The sequence below is a fragment of the Paenibacillus sp. FSL M8-0212 genome (assembly GCF_038004645.1).
Lineage (GTDB): Bacteria > Bacillota > Bacilli > Paenibacillales > Paenibacillaceae > Paenibacillus.
On the sequence record NZ_JBBORP010000001.1, the window covers coordinates 3,513,658 to 3,533,793 of the forward strand.

Genomic DNA, 20,136 nt, shown 5'->3' on the forward strand with positions numbered 1-20,136 from the left:
AAGAACGAACGTACCCGGAGCGGGTATTTAAGGTCGTGAACGATATCAGTTCAACTAAACTTTTTGCACAAGAACGGAGAGGACAGAAGAAACCTGAAGAAGCGGAGCGTGCGCCTTTATCTCCTGATTTTCCCCTTGAAGAAGGGAATCAAAAAAATCTGGGGATAACAGCGATCGGAAGGTTATTCTGTCATCGGAGTGGCAAGTACAAACCTTTTTCGCTTGAACTTAAACTATTGTAAGAAAGAAGGATAACATCATGAATGTAACAACCGTATGGAAAGGCAAACGCGCGTTTACTTCCGAAGGACCCTCTGGCTACGCTGTTGGCATGGATGCCACTGCTGCTTATGGTGGTGACAGCAAGGGTGCGACCCCGATGGAATTGTTACTGGCTGGTCTCGGCGGCTGTATGGGAATCGATATCACAATGATTCTGGACGCTTTCCTGGACAAAATTGAGTCGATTGAGATTGAAGCGCAAGGCACACGCAGTGAAGAGATGCCTAAAGGTTTCACATCCATTGATTTGATCTTCAAAGTCGATGGGGATATTCCGGATTATCGCATCTGGAAAGCCATCCAGATGGCTGAGGAAAAATATTGTGCAGTCTCCGCTTCGCTGAGTGCCGATATTCATCCTAAACTGATCCTCAATGGGGTAAGTACACCTCGTCCTTAATAGCACACATACAGATTCTATTCTGAGAAGGCACTTCCAATCGTGGGAGTGCCTTTTTTTTTGGCTTTTCTAACCTATCAAAAGTTCGTAGGTTTAAGTCAGGCTGGATGTTGAACAAGGTTCCAGATGCCCATGAATTCCGTGATAGCCTGATCGATCGTTGCATGAGGAACACCGTCGCGGGCTTGTGTAGATATGCCTTGCATAAAGGTATCAAATACGGTGGTCAGCATGTGTACATTCGTGGAAGCGGGGATTTCACCGACATCGACAGCACGCTGGATACAATCCTGTAGGCGGTTGCGAGTCAGCTTTCTTTTCTCAGCGGCAATGTCACGGATATGATTGTTTTTGGAAGAACATGTGCTGGCTGACAGCACGATTAAACAGCCAGATGGATGTGTACTGTCTGTTTGCATTTTTGCGGTACTTCTTAAAGTTGTTTCGATCGCTTCTCTGGGTGACAGTGCGAGATCCGAGAAACTTTCCGTCACACGTCCAAACGTTCCCATGTATCGTTCTACCACTTCTTTATACAGCGCTTCTTTGGATTCAAAGGCTGCATAAAAGCTGGCTGCTGAAATATCCCCCATGGCTGCTCGAAGCTGAAGTAGTGAAGTGGCCTCGAAACCTTGCTCCCAAAAGAGCATCATCGCTTGTAATAGGGCCTTATCCCGGTCGAAAATGCGCGGACGTCCCGTTCTTGCCATAAGAGTTCCCCCCTCTTTTTTCTTAATTATATACTAATCGATCCAAAAGTCATTGACAAGGTGAGACGGTCTGAATAATATAAGGAATGATCGATCCATAATTCGATTACTTGTTCTACACTATCTTAAAAGGAGCTGCACAGATGTCGGATATATCTTCTCATCGTTTTCCGTGGTTGGGGTTGCTGGCCCTGGCTATGGCGGGTTTCATAGCCATTATGACCGAAACACTTCCTGCGGGGTTGCTGCCGCAAATAAAAGAAGGGCTGCAGATCTCTGAGGCAGGGGCGGGGCAGCTTGTCACCTTTTATGCTGTTGGGTCGCTGGTTGCTGCCATACCTGTGGCAGTGCTGACAAAGGGTTGGCGGCGGCGTCCGCTTTTACTTCTGTCTATTATCGGTTTTCTTGTCTTCAACACCATTACTGCCCTCTCATCAAACTATGTACTGACACTGTTCGCTCGTTTCTTGGCCGGTGTTGCAGCAGGTGTCTCCTGGGGCCTAATTGGTGGTTATGCATTACGCATGGTACCTGATAATCTCAAGGGAAGAGGCATGGCTGTGGCTATGATTGGAACGCCGATTGCCTTATCATTTGGTGTTCCGGCAGGTACGCTGCTTGGTTCATTGATGGGCTGGCGCTCAGTGTTCTGGCTGATGTCGTTGCTGGCGTTTGTACTGATTTTCTGGGTGCTCTGGAAAGTACCCGACTATCCGGGGCAGTCAGCGGATAAGCGTATCTCTGTCAAGCAAGTACTGTTCACCCCCGGTGTAATACCCATTTTAACTGTCGTTTTGGCCTGGATGTTGGCTCATAATATTTTATACACGTATATTGCTCCTTTTCTCGCCGATGTTGGTTTGGAATCCAAGGTTGGACTCATTTTACTTGTATTTGGCCTGATGGCATTGGTGGGCATCTGGATTACAGGTATTTTCATTGATCGGTGGTTGCGTATGCTGGTTCTCATGAGCCTTGCGGGCTTTGCCTTGATTTCCCTGGTATTAGGTCTTTGGAGTGAGCACATTGTTGTCGTCTTTGGTTCTGTTGCGCTGTGGGGTCTGACATTTGGCGGTGCGGCTACCCTGTTACAGACTGCACTTGCTCAAGCTACTGGGGAACAAGGTGTGGATCTCGTCATGCCGATTAATACAACCGTTTGGAATTTGGCTATTGCCCTTGGGGGAATGGCGGGAGGTGTTCTTCTGAATCAATGGGGAGCTTCGTCATTTAACTGGGCCATCTTGGCTTTAACATTGGTGGCATTGATTGTTGCATGGCGTGCCAAAGGATATGGATTTCGCCCATCTAGGAGTCACTAAACTTCTGTCAGTAGAAAATAATTCGGTAAGCCCGGTCGCCATGTTAATGGCGACCTCTTCTACTAGAGGTAGGCTGGCTTGTTGCCCGGCAATATATTACCCATTTCAATGACAATCCGAATTCTGACGGTTATGTGGTATGATTAATTCTGAGGACAGAACATCCTGATCCTGCTGTTTATATGTAAGCGCTTATACAGATGACGGAAGGTGCAGACATGTTTAAAAGGCTGATACGAACCACTAATAATCTCAAATTAAAGCATAAATTGCTCATTTCCTATGTACTGGTTGTCATGATTCCGGTCCTTATTGTTGGTCTTGCTGTGACCAGTTATTTTCGCCAACAAGCCCTGGACAATGCGATAGGACAGACAATCATCAATGTGGACAAAATCAAGAGCCAGACGGCAACCATGCTGCGTGTACCAACCGATATATCCAATCTTTTAATGTTTAATGCGGATCTCAAGGAGATCGTGAATAAGCGGTACAAGAGCGTTGTGGAGCTAACCTCAGCGTATCTTGCATACAAAGATTTTCAGGAGTACAGGCGTTTGTATCGTGAGATAGCCGGCATTCGTTTTTACTCAACCAACCCAACATTGATCAACAACCTCGAATTCATCCCGGTAGACAAGCAGACGGAAGAGAGTTACTGGTACCAGCAGGCACTGAAAACAACCAGCATCGGTTGGTTCTACATTCCGGACAAGGAAGATAATCCTGTACACAAGCTCAGCCTGGTGCGCAAAGTACCTTTTGCCGAGTATCGGACAGAGGGCGTGTTGATGATTGTGATCAATCAGGATGAGCTGAATGGATTGTTGCGTCAGGAACAGTTTGAGACGATGATTACGGACGAGCAGGGTTATGTGGTTGCAGCCAAGAATACCGAGCTGGTGGGTAAAACGCTGGATGAGCTTGATTTTGGCGTTGATCTGCAGAATCAGGCGAAAGGCACCATAGAGGGGGATTTCCGGGGAGAACCATCTAATATTGTTATTGATGAGTTGGGCCCTGGATCGAGTATGAACAGCCTGAAGGTGATTTCGGTTTTTGCCACCAAAAATATCGTCAAAGACGCTAACACTGTCAGCATGATTGGCATGATTTTCATTATCCTTGTGCTGGTTATTGCCCTGTTATTCGTATATATCATCTCGTTCCTCACTTCGAACCGATTGCTCCGGCTGAGTAAACACCTCAACAAGCTGGCATTAGGAGACCTGAACGTGACTTCGCGGATTGATGGAAACGATGAGATTGGGCAACTGTCACGACAGTTCAACTATATGGTGAAAAGTATCAATGAACTCATGACGCAGGTGGTAGAAGCGACCGAACAGAACAATCAATTGGAAATCGCCCAAAAAGAGATTAAACTGAAAATGATGGCGAGCCAGATCAATCCACATTTCTTGTTTAATGCACTGGAGTCCATTCGGATGAAAGCGCATATTAAGGGAGAAGCAGAGATTGCTAACATCGTTCGGCTGTTGGGCAAGCTGATGCGCAAGAGTCTGGAGATTGGCAGTGGAAAAACAACCTTCCGGGCTGAACTTGAAATGGTACGTTCCTATTTGGAGATTCAGAAATTTCGTTACGGCGACCGCCTTGCATTCCAGATCCATATCGATCCCGAGGTGGAGAAGATGTACATTCCGCCTTTGATTATTCAACCTTTGGTTGAGAATGCGATTGTCCATGGTCTGGAGAACAAAGAGGGTACAGTCCGTGTTCATATAAGTATTCGTTTAGTAGAGAACATTGTGCAGATCCGTGTGGATGACAATGGTGCAGGCATAACGCCAGAACGACTGGCTGAGGTAATGCAGTTCATCTGTGGACCAGAGGAACAGGAGAAGAGCCGGATCGGCATGCGTAATGTACATCAACGCTTAACCTTGACGTATGGGGAGCCATATGGATTGCAGATTAAGAGTGTATATGGGGAAGGAACAGAGGTTTCTTTCACTTTGCCAGCAGGAGGGGACCAACATGTATAAAGTGTTTTTGGTGGATGACGAACCGAGCATACGTGAGGGACTGACAACCATTATCGAGTGGGAAAAATACGGATTCCAGGTCATTGCTACAGCTGCCAGCGGGCGTGAGGCCATCTCCCGGTTTGAGGAATTGGAGCCTGATCTGACGATTATTGATATTCGCATGCCCGGTATGACCGGGCTGGATGTGATTGAAGAAGTGCGCCGGAATCATCCGGATTCGCACTTTTTGATATTAAGTGGTTACGCGGATTTTGACTATGCCAAGAAGGCCATCAGTTTTGGTGTGGATGGTTATCTGCTCAAACCGGTTGATGAAGAAGAGATTATTGGTGAACTGGAGCGTATTGCTACAATCCTGACCCGTGAACGGGAGACAATGGCACGTCATGCTGGTGAAGATACCGTCTATCGGGAGCATCAGATCGAGGCTTTGCTCTTTGACAGTCTGGAGGGTGCGGGTAGCATGGAAGAAGATAGCCTGGGGCTTCACTGGCCTCACTATCAAATTGTGCTGCTTGAGATGCATGTAGCCCCCGACCTGCAGCGGGGAAGTGTAATGAAACGCAAACTGATTGAAGCATTTGACCAGAAAGACCGAGGCATTGTATTTTCGTTCCATTCTGGTCTGGGCTTGTTAAGCAAGGAAACAATCACATCCGAGTCATCTGCAAGAAATCTGTATGATGAGCTGGAAGGACTGCTGGGAGAATGGGAGGTTCACATGTATGGTGCTGCAGGAGAACCCGTACATTCCACTTCTGAAATTGTGCGGTCATACACGCAGGCGAATCGTATACTCGGTGAACGCTTTTTGTTCACGGAGAAACGTATCATGCTGTGGACTGAAGGCAGCGAAGGCGAAAGCGTTGTTAAGCCAGAAGTTCAAGCTGTGGACGGAGCACATGAGCCAGTTGAGGACGAACTCGCGGACAAGCTGTATTATGCGTTAGACATCCGCAGTAGTGAGTCCGTTATGCGGGTACTGGGTGAGATGGAAGAGCGCCTCGTTCCATATCACCGAACAGAGCAAGCGATCAAGACGGCGTTCTCACAGGTATTTTCCCTGGCGTTCAACAAGCTTGCAGCGACGAATCAACAGATGCACTCCATTATGCAGGAACATTCGGTTCTGATTAATGAAGTCTATCATCAATTTACGATGTCTGATCTCAAAGTCATGGCATCGGAACATTTGAATCGACTTATTCAACGTATGGGTGGGGGAAGCAAGGATACTGTATTGAAACAGATGATTGAATTTATCCAGCGTAACCCTGGCGAAAATCTCAAGCTCGAAGTACTGGCAGAAGTGTTTAACTATAACAGCAGTTACTTGGGTAAGTTGTTCAAGAATCATACTGGAGAGTATTTCAATGCATTTCTGGACAAGGTTCGTATGGAAAAAGCCAAGGAATTGCTGGATGAAGGACTGAAGGTCCATCAGGTCGCGGCTAGAGTGGGGTATGCAAATGTGGACTACTTCCATGGAAAGTTCAAGAAATATGTAGGGGAATCCCCATCCGCTTACAAACAGGCCAGAACCCAATCATCGTTGAAAGGAACGGCTACGGATATAAACGAGGAATAAGTACGGAGTGCTGGGCGTTGCCCTTGCCTATTGTATAAAACGTTTTCGATATTTGAGAAATTTCCAGATTCATCATATTGTCCATGCACTTCCCATGATAAGCAATGGTCACGGGATGCTTCACATCTTAGACTGGATTTACAAGAATCCAGATGAAGGGATGGTTGTACGATATGAATTTGTCTGATACAAGTGCTGTACGTCATAAATTGAACTTAAATGGAACATGGCAGTTTCGTTTGAATCGGGAGTCCGATGAACTCGTTGAACAAGAGATATTACCGCCATCACAGTGTGAAAATACATCATGGGAGACCATTCAGATTCCCGGTTCATGGGAAGAGCAAGGATACGGAGATGAGCCTGAATATGAAAGGCTCGATACCTGGACCAAGGTTCGCGAGTATGAAGGCTCAGCCTGGTATGCTCAGGATGTGCATGTTCCATCAGACGATCCTGGATGTCAATATGTATTCAGATTGGAAGGTGTCCGATGGACAACAAATCTCTGGATCAATGGACAGTATGCCGGGCAGCAGGATAGTCTGGTGAATCAACAGAAGTGGGATGTTACCTCTCTGGTGAAGCAGGGAGAATTGAATCGTGTGGAGATCCGCGTGGATAATACGATGAAACTTCCGCTGGCGGGTAGCCATATTCATTCATTGCATACGGCCACAGCCTGGGGTGGAATCACGGGTGGTGTTTATCTGGACAGTCTGCCCCCATGCCGATTACAGACGTTACGTATTCAACCAGATGCTGAGAACGGAACCATTCTGGTTGATTGTACTGTAAGCGCTCCCGCAAATGATTCCGCTAGATCGATGCAATTACATGTGGATATTCAGCATCCGGACGGCACATGGCTTGATCGATATAGTTGTAATGTGAATCTGAGTGATCCATCACATGTGGATATAAGCTCAGCAGAGTTAATTGAAAGTAACGCTTTAATAGAACAGTGGCGATTGGAACTTGGAACAGAGAAGTCTATCGCAAGATGGTCGGACGAATCCCCTGAATTATACAAGGCAGTGATCCGTCTGCATGACGGTGAACAGGAACTGGATCGGCTGGAGCAATCATTTGGTGTACGATCCTTTGCAACAAATGGGAAGCAGCTTGAATTGAATGGGACACCAGTATATCTGCGTGGGTACGTCGATTGCTGTATCTTTCCACTGACAGGTTATCCCGTCTGGGACAAGGAGCATTATCTTCAGCAATTTCGAATCGCTAGATCGTATGGCTTCAATCATGTCCGACTGCATGGGTGGAGCGCGCCGGAGCCTTTCTGGGAGGCGGCTGATGAAGCGGGCATGCTGGTACAGGCAGAACTTCCCCATTGGTCTCGTTTCTTTGAGCAATCGGATCAGTCTGCGCCAGCTGAAGTATTGTCCTATCTGACACAAGAACTGGACGGGTTGCTTCAGTCGCTGCATAGACATCCTTCATTCGTCATGTTCTCCATGGGGAATGAGCTTATTGGTCCGAATGGCCATCCTGAACTCAATGCATGGGTATCGAGGGCAAGGGATACAGACCCGACCCGCTTATATACGGACAATACAGGTTTTGGACAGCTTCCGGCGCAAGGCCGGGAAGGTGATTATTATATTCAGTCATTGAACTGGCATCCCCCGTTGGAATCCGCATATTCTGCTGTACCGGATACCACGCTGGATTATCATGCAGTCACCCGGCTTGCGGAACATCCCGTCATTGGGCACGAGCATGCACAATACACGATGTATGTGCGTCCTCAAGAGCGAGCCAAGTATACGGGCGTATTACGCCCTAGCTGGTTACGGCCGATTGAAGAATCGTTAACAAACAAAGGCATGATCGAGGACCTGGAGCATTTTCAACAGGTCAGTGGTACCCATCTGGTACGTTCTTTAAAAGAAGCGATGGAGCGAATTCGGCGTACACCGGACGCTGCGGGTGTACAGCTTCTGGACATTCGCGATTTTCCAGGGCAGGGACATGCTACGACGGGCATTCTGGATGTATTTTGGGATGATAAAGGCATTACAACACCAGATGAATTCATGCGTTTCAACGCAGATGTGGTGCTGTTGCTAAGCTGCAAGGAGCGTACATTTTTCGCCGGAGAACCCATTCATGTTGATGTACGCATCTCTCACTACGGTAAGGAGCCGCTTGAGGACGCGGTCATTCAGTGGAGGTTAATAAGCAATGATGTGATACTTAATGAAGGGGAATGGAAGACCGGAAATATCCAATGTGGGTCTGTCATGTCACTGGGAAGTATCGTCGCTACCGCTCCTCATGAAGGGGCAGAAGCTTTTCGGATCGAGGCGGAGCTGATATCAGGCGATTTGGAAAGAACTGTAGCGAATGAATGGCATGGCTGGTCGTTTCCTTTTTATCAGTCTCATCCGAGTTCGAATCGGTTCTGGAATACCGTGGCAGAGTTGAAGCCATTCCTAGGTGAAGCGCATGATGATTGCGTAGATCGTATCGATGGATTTCAGTTGTTGAAAAATCGGGAGATTGACTTGGTTATCGTTCAGTCGTTAACACCCAATGTCGTTGATTATGTGGTCAACGGGGGAAGTGTTTGGCTACAGCCAACCGCAGAAGGGTTATATGATTCAGTGGAGACCAAGTATCTGCCTGTATTCTGGAATTACCTGATGTTTGCTACGCAGCCTGGTGCAACGATGGGCATGTATCTGAGAGATCGGCTAGCACTACTAGGCACCTTCCCGCATGATGGGGCTTCGGACTGGCATTGGTATCACTTGGTGAACGGTACACCAGCGATATGTTTGGATACGTTGCAGGGGGTGAAGCCGCTGATCGAAGTGGTGGACCATTTCCATCGGGCCAAACGACTCGCTTATGCCTTTGAGGCAAAAGTAGGGAAGGGCAAGATTTTGGTATCCTCACTTCCGTTTGCCAATCTGGCTGTAATGAAGCGTCCGGAAGCCGCCTACTTATTTAAGGAGATACTTGCGTATCTGAATGGAGATCAATTCCGTCCAGCAACCTCCATATCCGTAGCGCAACTACTCGGGATCGTTAAACTGCAAACCATTCAATTTACATTGTAATCATAGGGACCCGAAAGGGCCCTTTTTGTATGACATGTAGTTGAAGTAAACGATTACTATAAAACGTTTTCGATATTTACCACTTTAGATTATATTTTACCTTAATATTACTATTATTTCATTTAAAAGTAGAATTTATCACTGATTTTAACGAATTAATGTCTGATTATATATGTCTATATCTAATTTTTATATGATTTTCTCTAAAATCCAGATGGTATTTTGAAAACGCTCTATCGAGTATGATTATTTTATAAAACAGAGGAGGGGGAACGGAGATGGAAACGCTAACAAAAAAATCCGCTTCCGCGAACAGAAGCAGTGACCCCAAACCGCCTTTAAAGAATCGGCGGAACGGAATTTGGGACAGAATGAAACAGCAGAAATATCTCTATCTCATGTCATTGCCATTCGTAGCTTGGGTTTTCGTATTTAACTATCTGCCACTATGGGGATGGACGATGGCTTTCCAAAATTATAAACCTGCCAGATCATTTGGTGATCAAGAGTGGGTTGGTTTTAAACACTTTGTAGAGCTGTTCAGTGATGATCGTTTCTATCTGGTACTTCGAAATACGCTTGCAATGAGCCTGATGGGACTGGTTGTCGGTTTTATCGTGCCGATATTCTTCGCTATTCTCCTGAATGAAATGAGAGGCATGTTCTTCAAACGTGCCGTGCAAACGGTATCATATCTGCCTCACTTTGTATCATGGGTCGTTGTGGCAGGGATTATCACCAAGATGCTCTCCACCGACGGCGGGATTATCAATGATCTATTGGTAGGACTGAACATTATCGATCAGCCGATCCAATTCATGGCCAAGGGGAATTTGTTCTGGTACATTGTAACCGCTTCAGATATGTGGAAGGAAACCGGTTGGAATGCCATCATCTATCTGGCGGCGATTACAGGTATCGACAATGAGTTGTATGAAGCTTCCCGTGTAGATGGAGCCAACCGCTGGAGACAGATGTGGCATATTACGCTGCCTGGCATACGGACCACGATTTCTGTACTTTTCATCATGTCAATTGGACATCTGATCAGTATCGGTTTCGAGAAGCAATTCTTGCTTGGCAACAGTCTGGTCACAGACTACTCGGAAGTACTTGATCTATATGCGCTCAATTATGGTTTGAATATGGGACGATTCTCATATGGTACAGCCATAGGTATATTCAACTCCGTTGTCAGTATCATCCTTCTGTTTACTGCGAACGGCTTGTTCAAAAAATTCACTAAAGAAAGCATCATGTAGGGAGGGGACGACATTATGGCGAACAAAGCATTCAATGCTACTCGGGGCGATAAACTGTTCGATATATTCAACATCCTCGCGATGACCATGGTGCTGGTTGTAACACTTTATCCATTCCTTAACGTACTAGCTATCTCACTCAATAACTCGACAGATACAGTACGTGGCGGAATTTACTTGTGGCCTCGCGAATTCACATTACAGAACTACAAAACGATTTTCCAATATGATGGATTGTTACAAGGTTTGCAGATCTCCATTTTGCGTACACTTGTAGGTACCGTGCTCGGATTGATCAGTTCATCCATGATCGCCTTTACACTGAGCAGACCTGATTTTGGACTTAGAAAATTTGTTTCCACAACACTCGCGCTCACGATGTATTTCTCCGGTGGTCTGATTCCGGTGTACATTCTGATGCGTGACTTGAACCTGATCGGTACATTCTGGGTATATGTATTGCCTGGCATGATCAGTGCATTTAACGTGTTCATCATCCGTTCATTCATTGATGGCCTGCCATACTCATTGCAGGAATCCGCGAAGCTGGACGGAGCGAATGACTTTACAATCTATTACAGAATCATCTTGCCACTGTGTAAACCAGTGCTTGCTACCATCGCATTGTTCCTGGCTGTAGGTCAATGGAATGCGTGGTTTGATACGTACCTGTATAATGGTTCAAAGGCACATTTGACCACGCTCCAATATGAGCTGATGAAAGTATTGCAAAGTACACAGCAAGGCTCAGGTGCTGGACGAAATGCCAATGATATGGCGCAGCAAATGACACAGATTTCACCGGAATCGATCAAAATGGCGATTACGATCGTTGTAACGGTTCCAATCCTCATTGTATATCCGTTCCTTCAGAAGTACTTTGTTGGCGGTATGACACTGGGCGCAGTAAAAGGTTAAACAAGTGGGTACAGGCTGCCACATAGAGCGGCCGTACATCTACAAATGAAGCATCAGGATACCCGAAGCGCAGCCATTTGGTCTGCGCTTCACCGTATAGGGCTGCGGTGTGGTATTCATGAAGCTATAGACAGGGACAAAAAAGTCCCGGATAAGACAGACATATGAAACAGGGAGGATTACCATTATGGCAAGTTCCAAAATGAAGATTGCACTGGCACCAGTGCTTGCAATGTCTTTACTCGCAGGTTGCGGTGGAGGAAGCGGCGGTGATACGTCGTTCAAGGATACAAGCGCAGAGACAACTCCACTTACTTTTGACTTCTTTAGCGTTGACCCCAGTCCGAACTGGAATGGCATGAAGGATGAAGTAGGTAAAGTCCTTACGGAAAAAACAGGGATAACCCTTAACGGTGAGTTTGCCGTTAGTGGTGGTCAAGATAAGATATCCTTAATGGCGGCGAGCGGAGACTATCCGGATATCGTCTCCCCCAAAGGAGAACTCAGCAAACTGGTGGATGCCGGAGCAATGCTCGATCTGACAGATCTGATCGACCAATATGCTCCCAATCTGAAGAAGCTGTATGGTAATTACATGGACCGGTTGAAATACAGTAATGAGGATCAGGCTATTTATGTGCTGCCGACGTATTATGCGGTAGACCAGAAGTACTTTGATGCAGGTGGTGGATTCGGCATTCAGCATCGTGTACTGAAAGAACTCGGATACCCGGAAGTGCGTACACTTGAGGATTACGAGAATGTATTGAAAGCTTACAAAGAGAAACACCCAACAATTGATGGTCAGCCAACGATCCCGTTAACACTGGACGCGGATGATTGGAGAATCATGATTACCGTAACGAACCCTGCCTTCCAGGCAACAGGAGCTCCGGATGACGGTGAATACTACATCGATCCAGAGACATATGAAGCAAGTCTGCATTACAAACGTCCAGAGGAAAAAGAGTACTTCCGCTGGTTGAACCATATGTACAATGAGGGATTGCTTGATCAGGACAGCTTCATCCAGAAAACAGATCAATACAAATCCAAAATTGCAAGTGGACGTGTTCTGGGTGTCATTGACCAGGATTGGGGTTATTCCGATGCAGAAAATGCACTGAAATCTGCGGGCAAGGATGAAGCAACGTATTCACACTTCCCGGTAACCCTTTCCGAGGATATCAAGGATCATGCCTACCAAGACCCTGGTTTTGTATCCGGTTGGGGTGTAGGTATTACAACATCGAATCCTGACCCGGTTCGTACGATCAAATTCTTCGATTACCTGGCTTCTGAAGAAGGGCAAGTGCTGATGAACTGGGGAATTGAGGGCAAACAGTACGAAGTGAAGGACGGCAAACGTGTCATTCCTGCCGACATTCTGGATCAGAAAACCAATAATGCAGCCGTATTCCAGAAAGAAACGGGTATTGGACTGTATACCAATATGTCTGGTCACTACGGAGACGGTGTGAAGGATTCAACGGATAACTACTACACTACGAATTTCCCTGAACAGATCGTGGCAGCATATTCCGATGTAGAGAAAGAAACACTCAAAGCTTACGGTGCTACGACGTGGAAAGATCTGTTCCCGAGTGAAGACGAGTTCCCAATCAAACCATGGGGAGCAGCATACAATCTACCAACACCAGGTGACTCCAACTACAACGTCATCTTCAAGAAAACACAGGATATCATCCGGAAGCGTATACCGGAAGCCATTCTGAGTACTCCTGAACAGTTCGATGCGATCTATGACGGCATGATTACAGAAGTGAACCAAGCAGGCGCAGAGGATATGGAGAAACAATATACAGAACTCGTTCAAAACCGTGTTCAATTGTGGAGCGGTGAAGAGGCTAAATAAACGATTCGCAATTCAGAGCTAAAACGAAAAAGAACCCAGAACATCTGGGTTCTTTTTATATCTAAAACGTTTTCTAAAAAACGTTTTCAATTTTACAAATTCACTATTGACAAGGGATATAGGAGAGATTATTATTCAAGTATGAAAGCACTTACATTTGCTTGTACACCATGTGGCACACACCTGAATCTCAAAGTTAACACTTACAGGAATGAATAGGAAAAGGGTAAGAAAAGAACATTTTTTTATTTTTAAGAAAACGCTTCTAATGTTATAAAAACAAGAAAATTACATTGGTTTCATCTGGTCACGGTATGTGCAGGTCAGCCTGTTATACAAATATACAGCTTCATTAATATCCATAAGGGGGATTACACATGAAGGGCAAAACACCAAAAACATTCGCAATGCTTCTGTTAGCCAGTGCTCTTGCAATTACAGCAGGATGCAGCGGCAGTGGAGGAGGAACTAACGCTTCAGAGAAACCGGTTGATTCCGGAGATACGACCAGTCCAGTGACCTTTACATTCTTTGGTGCAGACGCGAGTCCGAACTGGAATAACATGAAGGATGCTGTCGGTCAAGAGATTACGAAGGCAACGGGAGTTACAATTGAAGCTGAGTATGATGTGAATAATGGTGGTGACCAAAAGATTCCTTTGATGGCTGCCAGTGGTGATTACCCTGATATTATCTATCCTAAAGGCAACTTGTCTAAGCTTGTGGATGCAGGCGCGATGCTGGACCTGACCGATCTGATTGAGGAGCATGCTCCCAATTTGAAAAAAATCTATGGTGATCAGATGAACCGTCTAAAATACAGTCTTGAAGATCAAGCCATTTACACGATCCCGACGAATATGGGTGTAGATAACGTTGCGTTTGACGCTACGGGCGGATTCGAAATTCAACAAAGAGTATTGAAAGAGCTCGGCTACCCTGAAGTAAAAACGCTTGAGGACTATGAGAACGTACTGAGAACGTATTATGAAAAACATCCAACGATTGATGGTCAACCGACTATTCCGCTAACATTGAATGCAGATGACTGGAAAATTATGATTACGGTAACAAACCCTGCATTCCAAGCTACGGGTGGACCGGATGATGGTGAGTATTATATCAACCCTGAGACGTATGAAGCCGTTCTACACTACAAACGTCCTGAAGAAAAAGAATATTTCCGTTGGTTGAACAAAATGTACAATGAGGGTCTGCTTGATAAAGATACATTTGTTCAAAAGGATGACCAATACAAATCCAAAATTGCCAGTGGCCGTGTACTTGGTCTAATTGACCAGGAGTGGAACTATGGTGAGGCGGAGAATGCTTTGAAATCATCTAACGGTGGCGACAAAACATATGCCCACTTCTCCGTATCCCTGAACAAGGATATTGTGGATCATACGTTCCAACCGACAGGATTTGACGGTTATGGTATCGGAATCACAACTTCGGCCAAAGATCCGGTACGTATTATCAAATTCATGGATTGGCTTGCTTCCGATGAAGGTCAGGTCCTGAGAAACTGGGGCGTTGAAGGCCAACATTACCAAGTCGAGAATGGGAAACGCATCATTCCGGCTGACGTACAAGATCGCAAAACCAATGATAACTCCGCTTTTACCAAAGAATCAGGCGTAGGCATGTATAACGTATTTAGCGCCAGATACGGTGATGGTGTGAAAGATGCCACAGATAACTATTACACAACGAATTTCCCTGAACAGATTCAAGCAGGTTACACTGCAGCTGAGAAGGAAACGTTGAAAGCCTATGGTATTACAACATGGAAAGATTTCTATCCTTCCGAAGATGATCTGAAGCTGAAAGATTGGGGCGCAGCATACAACATGCCTGTACCATCTGACACGGATTACAACGTAACGTTCCAGAAAACACAGGATATCGTACGTAAACGTATTCCAGAGGCGATCCTTGCCAAACCTGAGAACTTCGACAGCGTATACGATGGTCTTCTGGCTGAACTTGATAAAGCGGGTGCAGTGGAGATGGAGAAACAATACACGGTTTGGATCAAGGAACGTGTAGCTCTCTGGACTGGAAAAGATGTGAAATAAGCTTGAAAACCAAGCATTAAAGTTAAGGATTTTCATAGCGGAAAAAGCCCTTGAGAAAGGGCTTTTTTTATTGTTGACGTGAGGTGATGGATAGCCTATAATCTATCATGTAAGCACTTTCAGTAAGCGGTTTATTCCATTTACGAAAACGTTTTACGTATGTTAGAAGAAGAATCTTTCTTTTTGCAGAATCGAAACGTCAGCTTTAGTAAACACGTTAGAATGAACGATACCGAAAGCGCATTCAAAAAAAGTGGTATCCTCAGGCATAAAGCCTGTTATACAGATAAAACCTTCATAAATAATAGGGGGAACTAGACAATGAGAGGCAAAATGAAAGGCAATACACCCAAGACGTTTGCAATGTTGATGCTCGCAAGTGCAATGTTGGTTACAGCTGGCTGCGGGAATTCGGGAACCAAAGAGACTTCGGAGTCCAGCGGAACTGAACCGATCACAGTTACATTCTTCGGGGCGGATGCTAGTCCAACCTGGAACAAGATGCAAGATGCTGTTGGTAAAAAGATTACGGAGCAAACAGGTGTTACAATTGAAGCTGAATATGATGTAAACGATGGTGGTAACCAGAAGATTGCCCTTATGGCTGCCAGTGGTGACTTTCCTGATATGATCTACCCTAAAGGTAACTTATCTAAGCTTGTGGATGCAGGCGCGATGCTGGATCTCACGGATCTGATTGAGGAGCATGCTCCCAATCTGAAAAAAATCTATGGAGAACAGATGAACCGTTTGAAATACAGTTTGGAAGATCAAGCGATATATACTATTCCAACCAATATGGGTGTCGATAATGTTACGTTTGACGCTACAGGTGGATTTGAAATTCAGCAAAGAGTATTGAAAGAGCTCGGATATCCTGAAGTGAAGACACTTGAGGATTACGAGAATGTACTCAGAGCCTATTATGAAAAACATCCAACCATTGATGGTCAGCCAACCATTCCATTAACATTGAATGCAGATGACTGGAAGATCATGATCACGGTAACGAACCCGGCCTTCCAGGCAACAGGTGCACCGGATGATGGTGAATATTACATTGATCCTGAAACGTATGAAGCAACATTGCACTACAAACGTCCAGAGGAAAGAGAATATTTCCGCTGGTTGAATAAAATGTACAATGAAGGCCTACTGGACAAAGATGCCTTTGTTCAAAAGGATGATCAATACAAGTCCAAAATTGCGAGTGGCCGTGTCCTCGGTCTGATTGACCAAGAGTGGAACTATCAAGAAGCGGAGAACGCGCTCAAATCATCGGGTAAGGATGATGCCACATACGCTCACTTCTCTGTGTCACTTAACGATGAAATTGTGGATCACACGTTCCAACCAGCCGGCTTTGACGGTTATGGCATTGGGATTACAACTTCGGCCAAAGATCCAGTGCGTATCATCAAATTCATGGATTGGCTTGCTTCCGATGAAGGACAAGTTCTGAGAAACTGGGGTATCGAAGGTGAACATTACAACGTAGAAGATGGTAAACGCGTGATTCCTGATGACGTTCAGGACCGCAAAACGAATGACAACTCCAATTTCAGTAAGGAAACAGGAATTGGGATGTATAACGTATTTAGCGCAAGATACGGTGATGGTGTAAAAGATTCTACGGATAACTACTACACAACAAACTTCCCTGAGCAGATTGTAGCTGGTTACACGGCTGCAGAGAAAGAAACGCTGAAAGCTTATGGTATCACGACTTGGAAAGAGTTCTATCCGGCTGAAGAAGATCTGCCAGTTAAGGATTGGGGCGCAGCGTATAACATGTCCGTACCTTCCGGTACAGACTATGAGGTAACGTTCCAGAAAACGCAGGATATCATTCGTAAACGGATTCCGGAAGCTGTTCTGACTACACCAGCAAACTTTGATGCAACCTATGATGCTTTATTGGCTGATTTGGACAAAGCGGGTGCAGTTGAAATGGAGAAACAATTTACGGTTTGGGTTAAAGAACGTGTCTCTCTTTGGACAGGAAAAGACGTAAAATAATATGGATTGTCTGTGATCCATGGTTACGCAAGGAAAGGGCCCTATATAGGGCCCTTTTTTTTGTGGAATGATGTGATGATTTGCATTGACGCAAATTTTGAAATCACATATAATTTTATTATTGTAAGCACTTACCGAAAACGTTTTATGTCATAAGAAATATACAGCTGATTTAGGAACAGGAGCTAATCATGTCCCAACACAATAACCAAACTAAAATCGATCGTCTATGGTATCGACAACCGGCGCAACGCTGGGAAGAAGCATTGCCCATCGGAAACGGCCGTCTTGGAGGCATGGTGTACGGTGGCGCAGCAGATGAACGAATTCAGCTCAATGAAGATACATTATGGTCAGGGTTTCCACGGGATACGATTCAATACAGCAGTCAGCGGTATTTGAAACAGACGCGAGAGTTGATCATGTCTGGGCAGTATGGTGAAGCTGAGGATTTGTTGAACCGTGAAATGCTTGGTCGTGATGTGGAGGCTTACCAGCCGATGGGTCATTTTCTATTGCACCATGAGGGTCTGGATGATCTTTCATATGATGCATTTGAACGGGAGCTTGATCTGGAATCGGGTATTGCAATCACAACCTACTCATTGGAAGGAACTCAATACGTACGTGAAGTGTTTTCCAGCGCTTCAGATGATCTGATGGTCTGCACATTGACTGCTGATCAGAAGGGCGCTGTGAGTGTAGGTGTTACGCTAGACAGTCCCCATCCTTATCGCGTTGAGACTTCGGGAGATGCTCTAACCATGTTCAGTCGGTGCCCAAGTCATGTGGAGTCCAATTACTTCAGGGATCACCCGGAATCCGTCCTCTATGAAGAGGATCGGGGGACGGCTTATGCTGTCCGTGTAGCGTTTACGGCATCTGGCGATAAGGTGAAGGTCTCAAATCTGGAAGGCAGGTTACATATTCAGGGGGCTGATCAGGTTGTTTTCTATCTGGCAGCAGCTACGTCCTTTGAAAGTTATGATGTTTTGCCTGTGAAGGATCATCTTGTATTGGAAGAGGAATGCAAGGAGATGATCTCCAAAGCGACCACACATGGCGCGGAAGTCCTTCGTGACCGACATATTCAGGATCATAGCGCGTTGTTTAACAGAGTCTCTATTAATCTGGGGGTGTCGGCTAACGCCGAATTACCTACAGATGAGCGGCTGCAGGCTTATCAGGCAGGGCAACAAGACCCTGGACTGGAGGCACTTTATTTTCAATATGGAAGATATCTGTTAATGGCTAGTTCGCGTCCGGGCAGCCAGCCTGCCAATCTGCAGGGAATCTGGAATCATCAGGTAGAGCCGCCATGGCATAGTGATTACACCATCAACATCAACACGGAGATGAATTACTGGCCGGCAGAAGTCTGCAATCTCAGTGAATGTCATGAGCCGCTGTTTGATATGCTGACCGATCTCAGTGATACGGGACGTAGAACGGCGCGGATTCTGTATGGAGCCCGTGGATGGACTGCTCATCATAACGTGGACATCTGGAGAACCTCTACGCCGACAGGTGGAGATGCAAGCTGGGCTTTCTGGCCGATGGGCGGCGTATGGTTGACCTCGCATCTATGGGAGCATTATCAATTTACCGGGGATCAGCGTTTTCTTGAGGAACGTGCGTATCCCATCATGAAAGAGGCGGGGCTATTCTGTCTCGACTGGCTGGTGGAAGGGCCTGATGGTTATATGGTTACGATTCCATCCACTTCACCAGAGAACAAGTTTCTCACAGATGCTGGGGAGGCACGCAGTATATCCATGGCTTCAACGATGGATATGACGTTAATTCGTGAACTGTTCAGCCGCTGTATTGAAGCCGCGAAGCAATTGAATCTAGATGAGTCATTGGTGAGCGAGTGGGGTGAGGCTCTGGAGAAACTCTATCCATTCCGAATTGGAAGCGAAGGACAATTGCTGGAGTGGTTTAAAGATTTTGCCGAATCTGAACCGGGGCATCGTCACGTTTCCCATCTATATGGGTTGTATCCGGGGCAGCAGATCAATCGAGTGCACACACCGGAATTGGTAGAAGCAGCACGGGTATCGCTTGAACGTCGTATCTCACAAGGTGGCGGGCATACAGGATGGAGCTGTGCATGGTTGATCAATCTGTATGCACGACTGCTGGATAGCAGCCAGGCACATCAGTTTGTGCGCACGTTGCTGGCCCGATCCACACATCCGAATCTGTTTGATGACCATCCACCATTCCAGATCGATGGTAATTTTGGAGGCACGGCTGGAATCGCGGAGATGTTATTGCAGAGCCACTTGAACGAGTTACATTTACTGCCTGCACTGCCTGAACTCTGGACTCAAGGTCGTGTTGAAGGCCTTCGTGCAAGAGGTGGTTATACGGTAGCGATAACGTGGACGGACAACAAGCTTGCGTCAGCGGTTATTAAGGCAGATCGAAATGAGTCGCTGACCCTTCGCAGTGTTTATCCACTGCGTGTGGAAGGAAACGAACAAGCCAAGGCAGAGCTTACGCCTCAGGGCGATTATGTAATTATTTTAACCATGACCGCAGGACAGACGATCCGCGTGTCATCATGAGACGGAGGAG

Annotated in this window: 12 protein-coding genes; 11 read left to right on the plus strand and 1 reads right to left on the minus strand. The window is 46.0% G+C overall.

Annotation, left to right across the window (positions count from 1 at the left end; all coding sequences use genetic code 11):
* The first annotated feature begins 259 nt into the window (after positions 1-259).
* The gene (locus tag MKX68_RS15505) at positions 260-682 is read left to right on the plus strand and encodes an OsmC family protein (RefSeq protein WP_036606882.1); all 423 of its coding nucleotides are present in this window, start codon (positions 260-262) and stop codon (positions 680-682) included.
* A gap of 98 nt (positions 683-780) precedes the next feature.
* Here the strand turns inward: MKX68_RS15505 and MKX68_RS15510 are convergent, their stop codons facing one another.
* The gene (locus MKX68_RS15510) at positions 781-1,392 is read right to left on the minus strand and encodes a TetR/AcrR family transcriptional regulator (RefSeq protein WP_340912755.1); all 612 of its coding nucleotides are present in this window, start codon (positions 1,390-1,392) and stop codon (positions 781-783) included.
* Positions 1,393-1,535: 143 nt separating this feature from the next.
* On the opposite strand from MKX68_RS15510, the gene MKX68_RS15515 reads away from it, so the two are divergent.
* From MKX68_RS15515 to MKX68_RS15560, 10 genes are all read left to right on the plus strand, one after another.
* Positions 1,536-2,714: an MFS transporter gene (locus MKX68_RS15515; RefSeq protein ID WP_340912757.1), complete on the plus strand. Its 1,179-nt coding sequence runs from the start codon at positions 1,536-1,538 to the stop codon at positions 2,712-2,714.
* Between the two features lie 218 nt (positions 2,715-2,932).
* Positions 2,933-4,723 carry a sensor histidine kinase gene (locus tag MKX68_RS15520; RefSeq protein WP_091038507.1) on the plus strand — a complete coding sequence of 597 codons (1,791 nt, stop codon included), beginning with the start codon at positions 2,933-2,935 and terminating at the stop codon, positions 4,721-4,723.
* Complete coding sequence (locus MKX68_RS15525) at positions 4,716-6,314, plus strand: response regulator transcription factor (RefSeq protein ID WP_340912760.1); 1,599 nt, start codon at positions 4,716-4,718, stop codon at positions 6,312-6,314. The genes MKX68_RS15520 and MKX68_RS15525 overlap by 8 nt, the downstream gene beginning before the upstream one ends.
* Before the next feature lie 173 nt (positions 6,315-6,487).
* On the plus strand, positions 6,488-9,397 hold the full coding sequence (locus MKX68_RS15530; protein WP_340912761.1) for a glycoside hydrolase family 2 protein: 2,910 nt from the start codon (positions 6,488-6,490) through the stop codon (positions 9,395-9,397).
* Between the two features lie 278 nt (positions 9,398-9,675).
* Positions 9,676-10,659, plus strand: coding sequence for an ABC transporter permease (locus tag MKX68_RS15535; protein ID WP_036606891.1), 984 nt, complete (start codon positions 9,676-9,678; stop codon positions 10,657-10,659).
* A 15-nt stretch (positions 10,660-10,674) separates the two neighbouring features.
* The gene (locus MKX68_RS15540) at positions 10,675-11,577 is read left to right on the plus strand and encodes a carbohydrate ABC transporter permease (RefSeq protein WP_036606894.1); all 903 of its coding nucleotides are present in this window, start codon (positions 10,675-10,677) and stop codon (positions 11,575-11,577) included.
* A 187-nt stretch (positions 11,578-11,764) separates the two neighbouring features.
* Positions 11,765-13,453 (plus strand): ABC transporter substrate-binding protein, encoded by a 1,689-nt coding sequence (locus tag MKX68_RS15545; RefSeq protein ID WP_340912763.1) that lies wholly within the window; start codon positions 11,765-11,767, stop codon positions 13,451-13,453.
* Positions 13,454-13,830: 377 nt separating this feature from the next.
* Entirely contained in the window at positions 13,831-15,534 is a 1,704-nt protein-coding gene (locus MKX68_RS15550) for an ABC transporter substrate-binding protein (protein WP_124118142.1), read from the plus strand.
* Positions 15,535-15,855: 321 nt separating this feature from the next.
* Positions 15,856-17,553, plus strand: a complete 1,698-nt coding sequence (locus MKX68_RS15555; protein ID WP_434060095.1) for an ABC transporter substrate-binding protein — start codon at positions 15,856-15,858, stop codon at positions 17,551-17,553.
* A gap of 191 nt (positions 17,554-17,744) precedes the next feature.
* Positions 17,745-20,126, plus strand: a complete 2,382-nt coding sequence (locus tag MKX68_RS15560) for a glycoside hydrolase family 95 protein (RefSeq protein WP_340912766.1) — start codon at positions 17,745-17,747, stop codon at positions 20,124-20,126.
* Positions 20,127-20,136 lie beyond the last annotated feature (10 nt).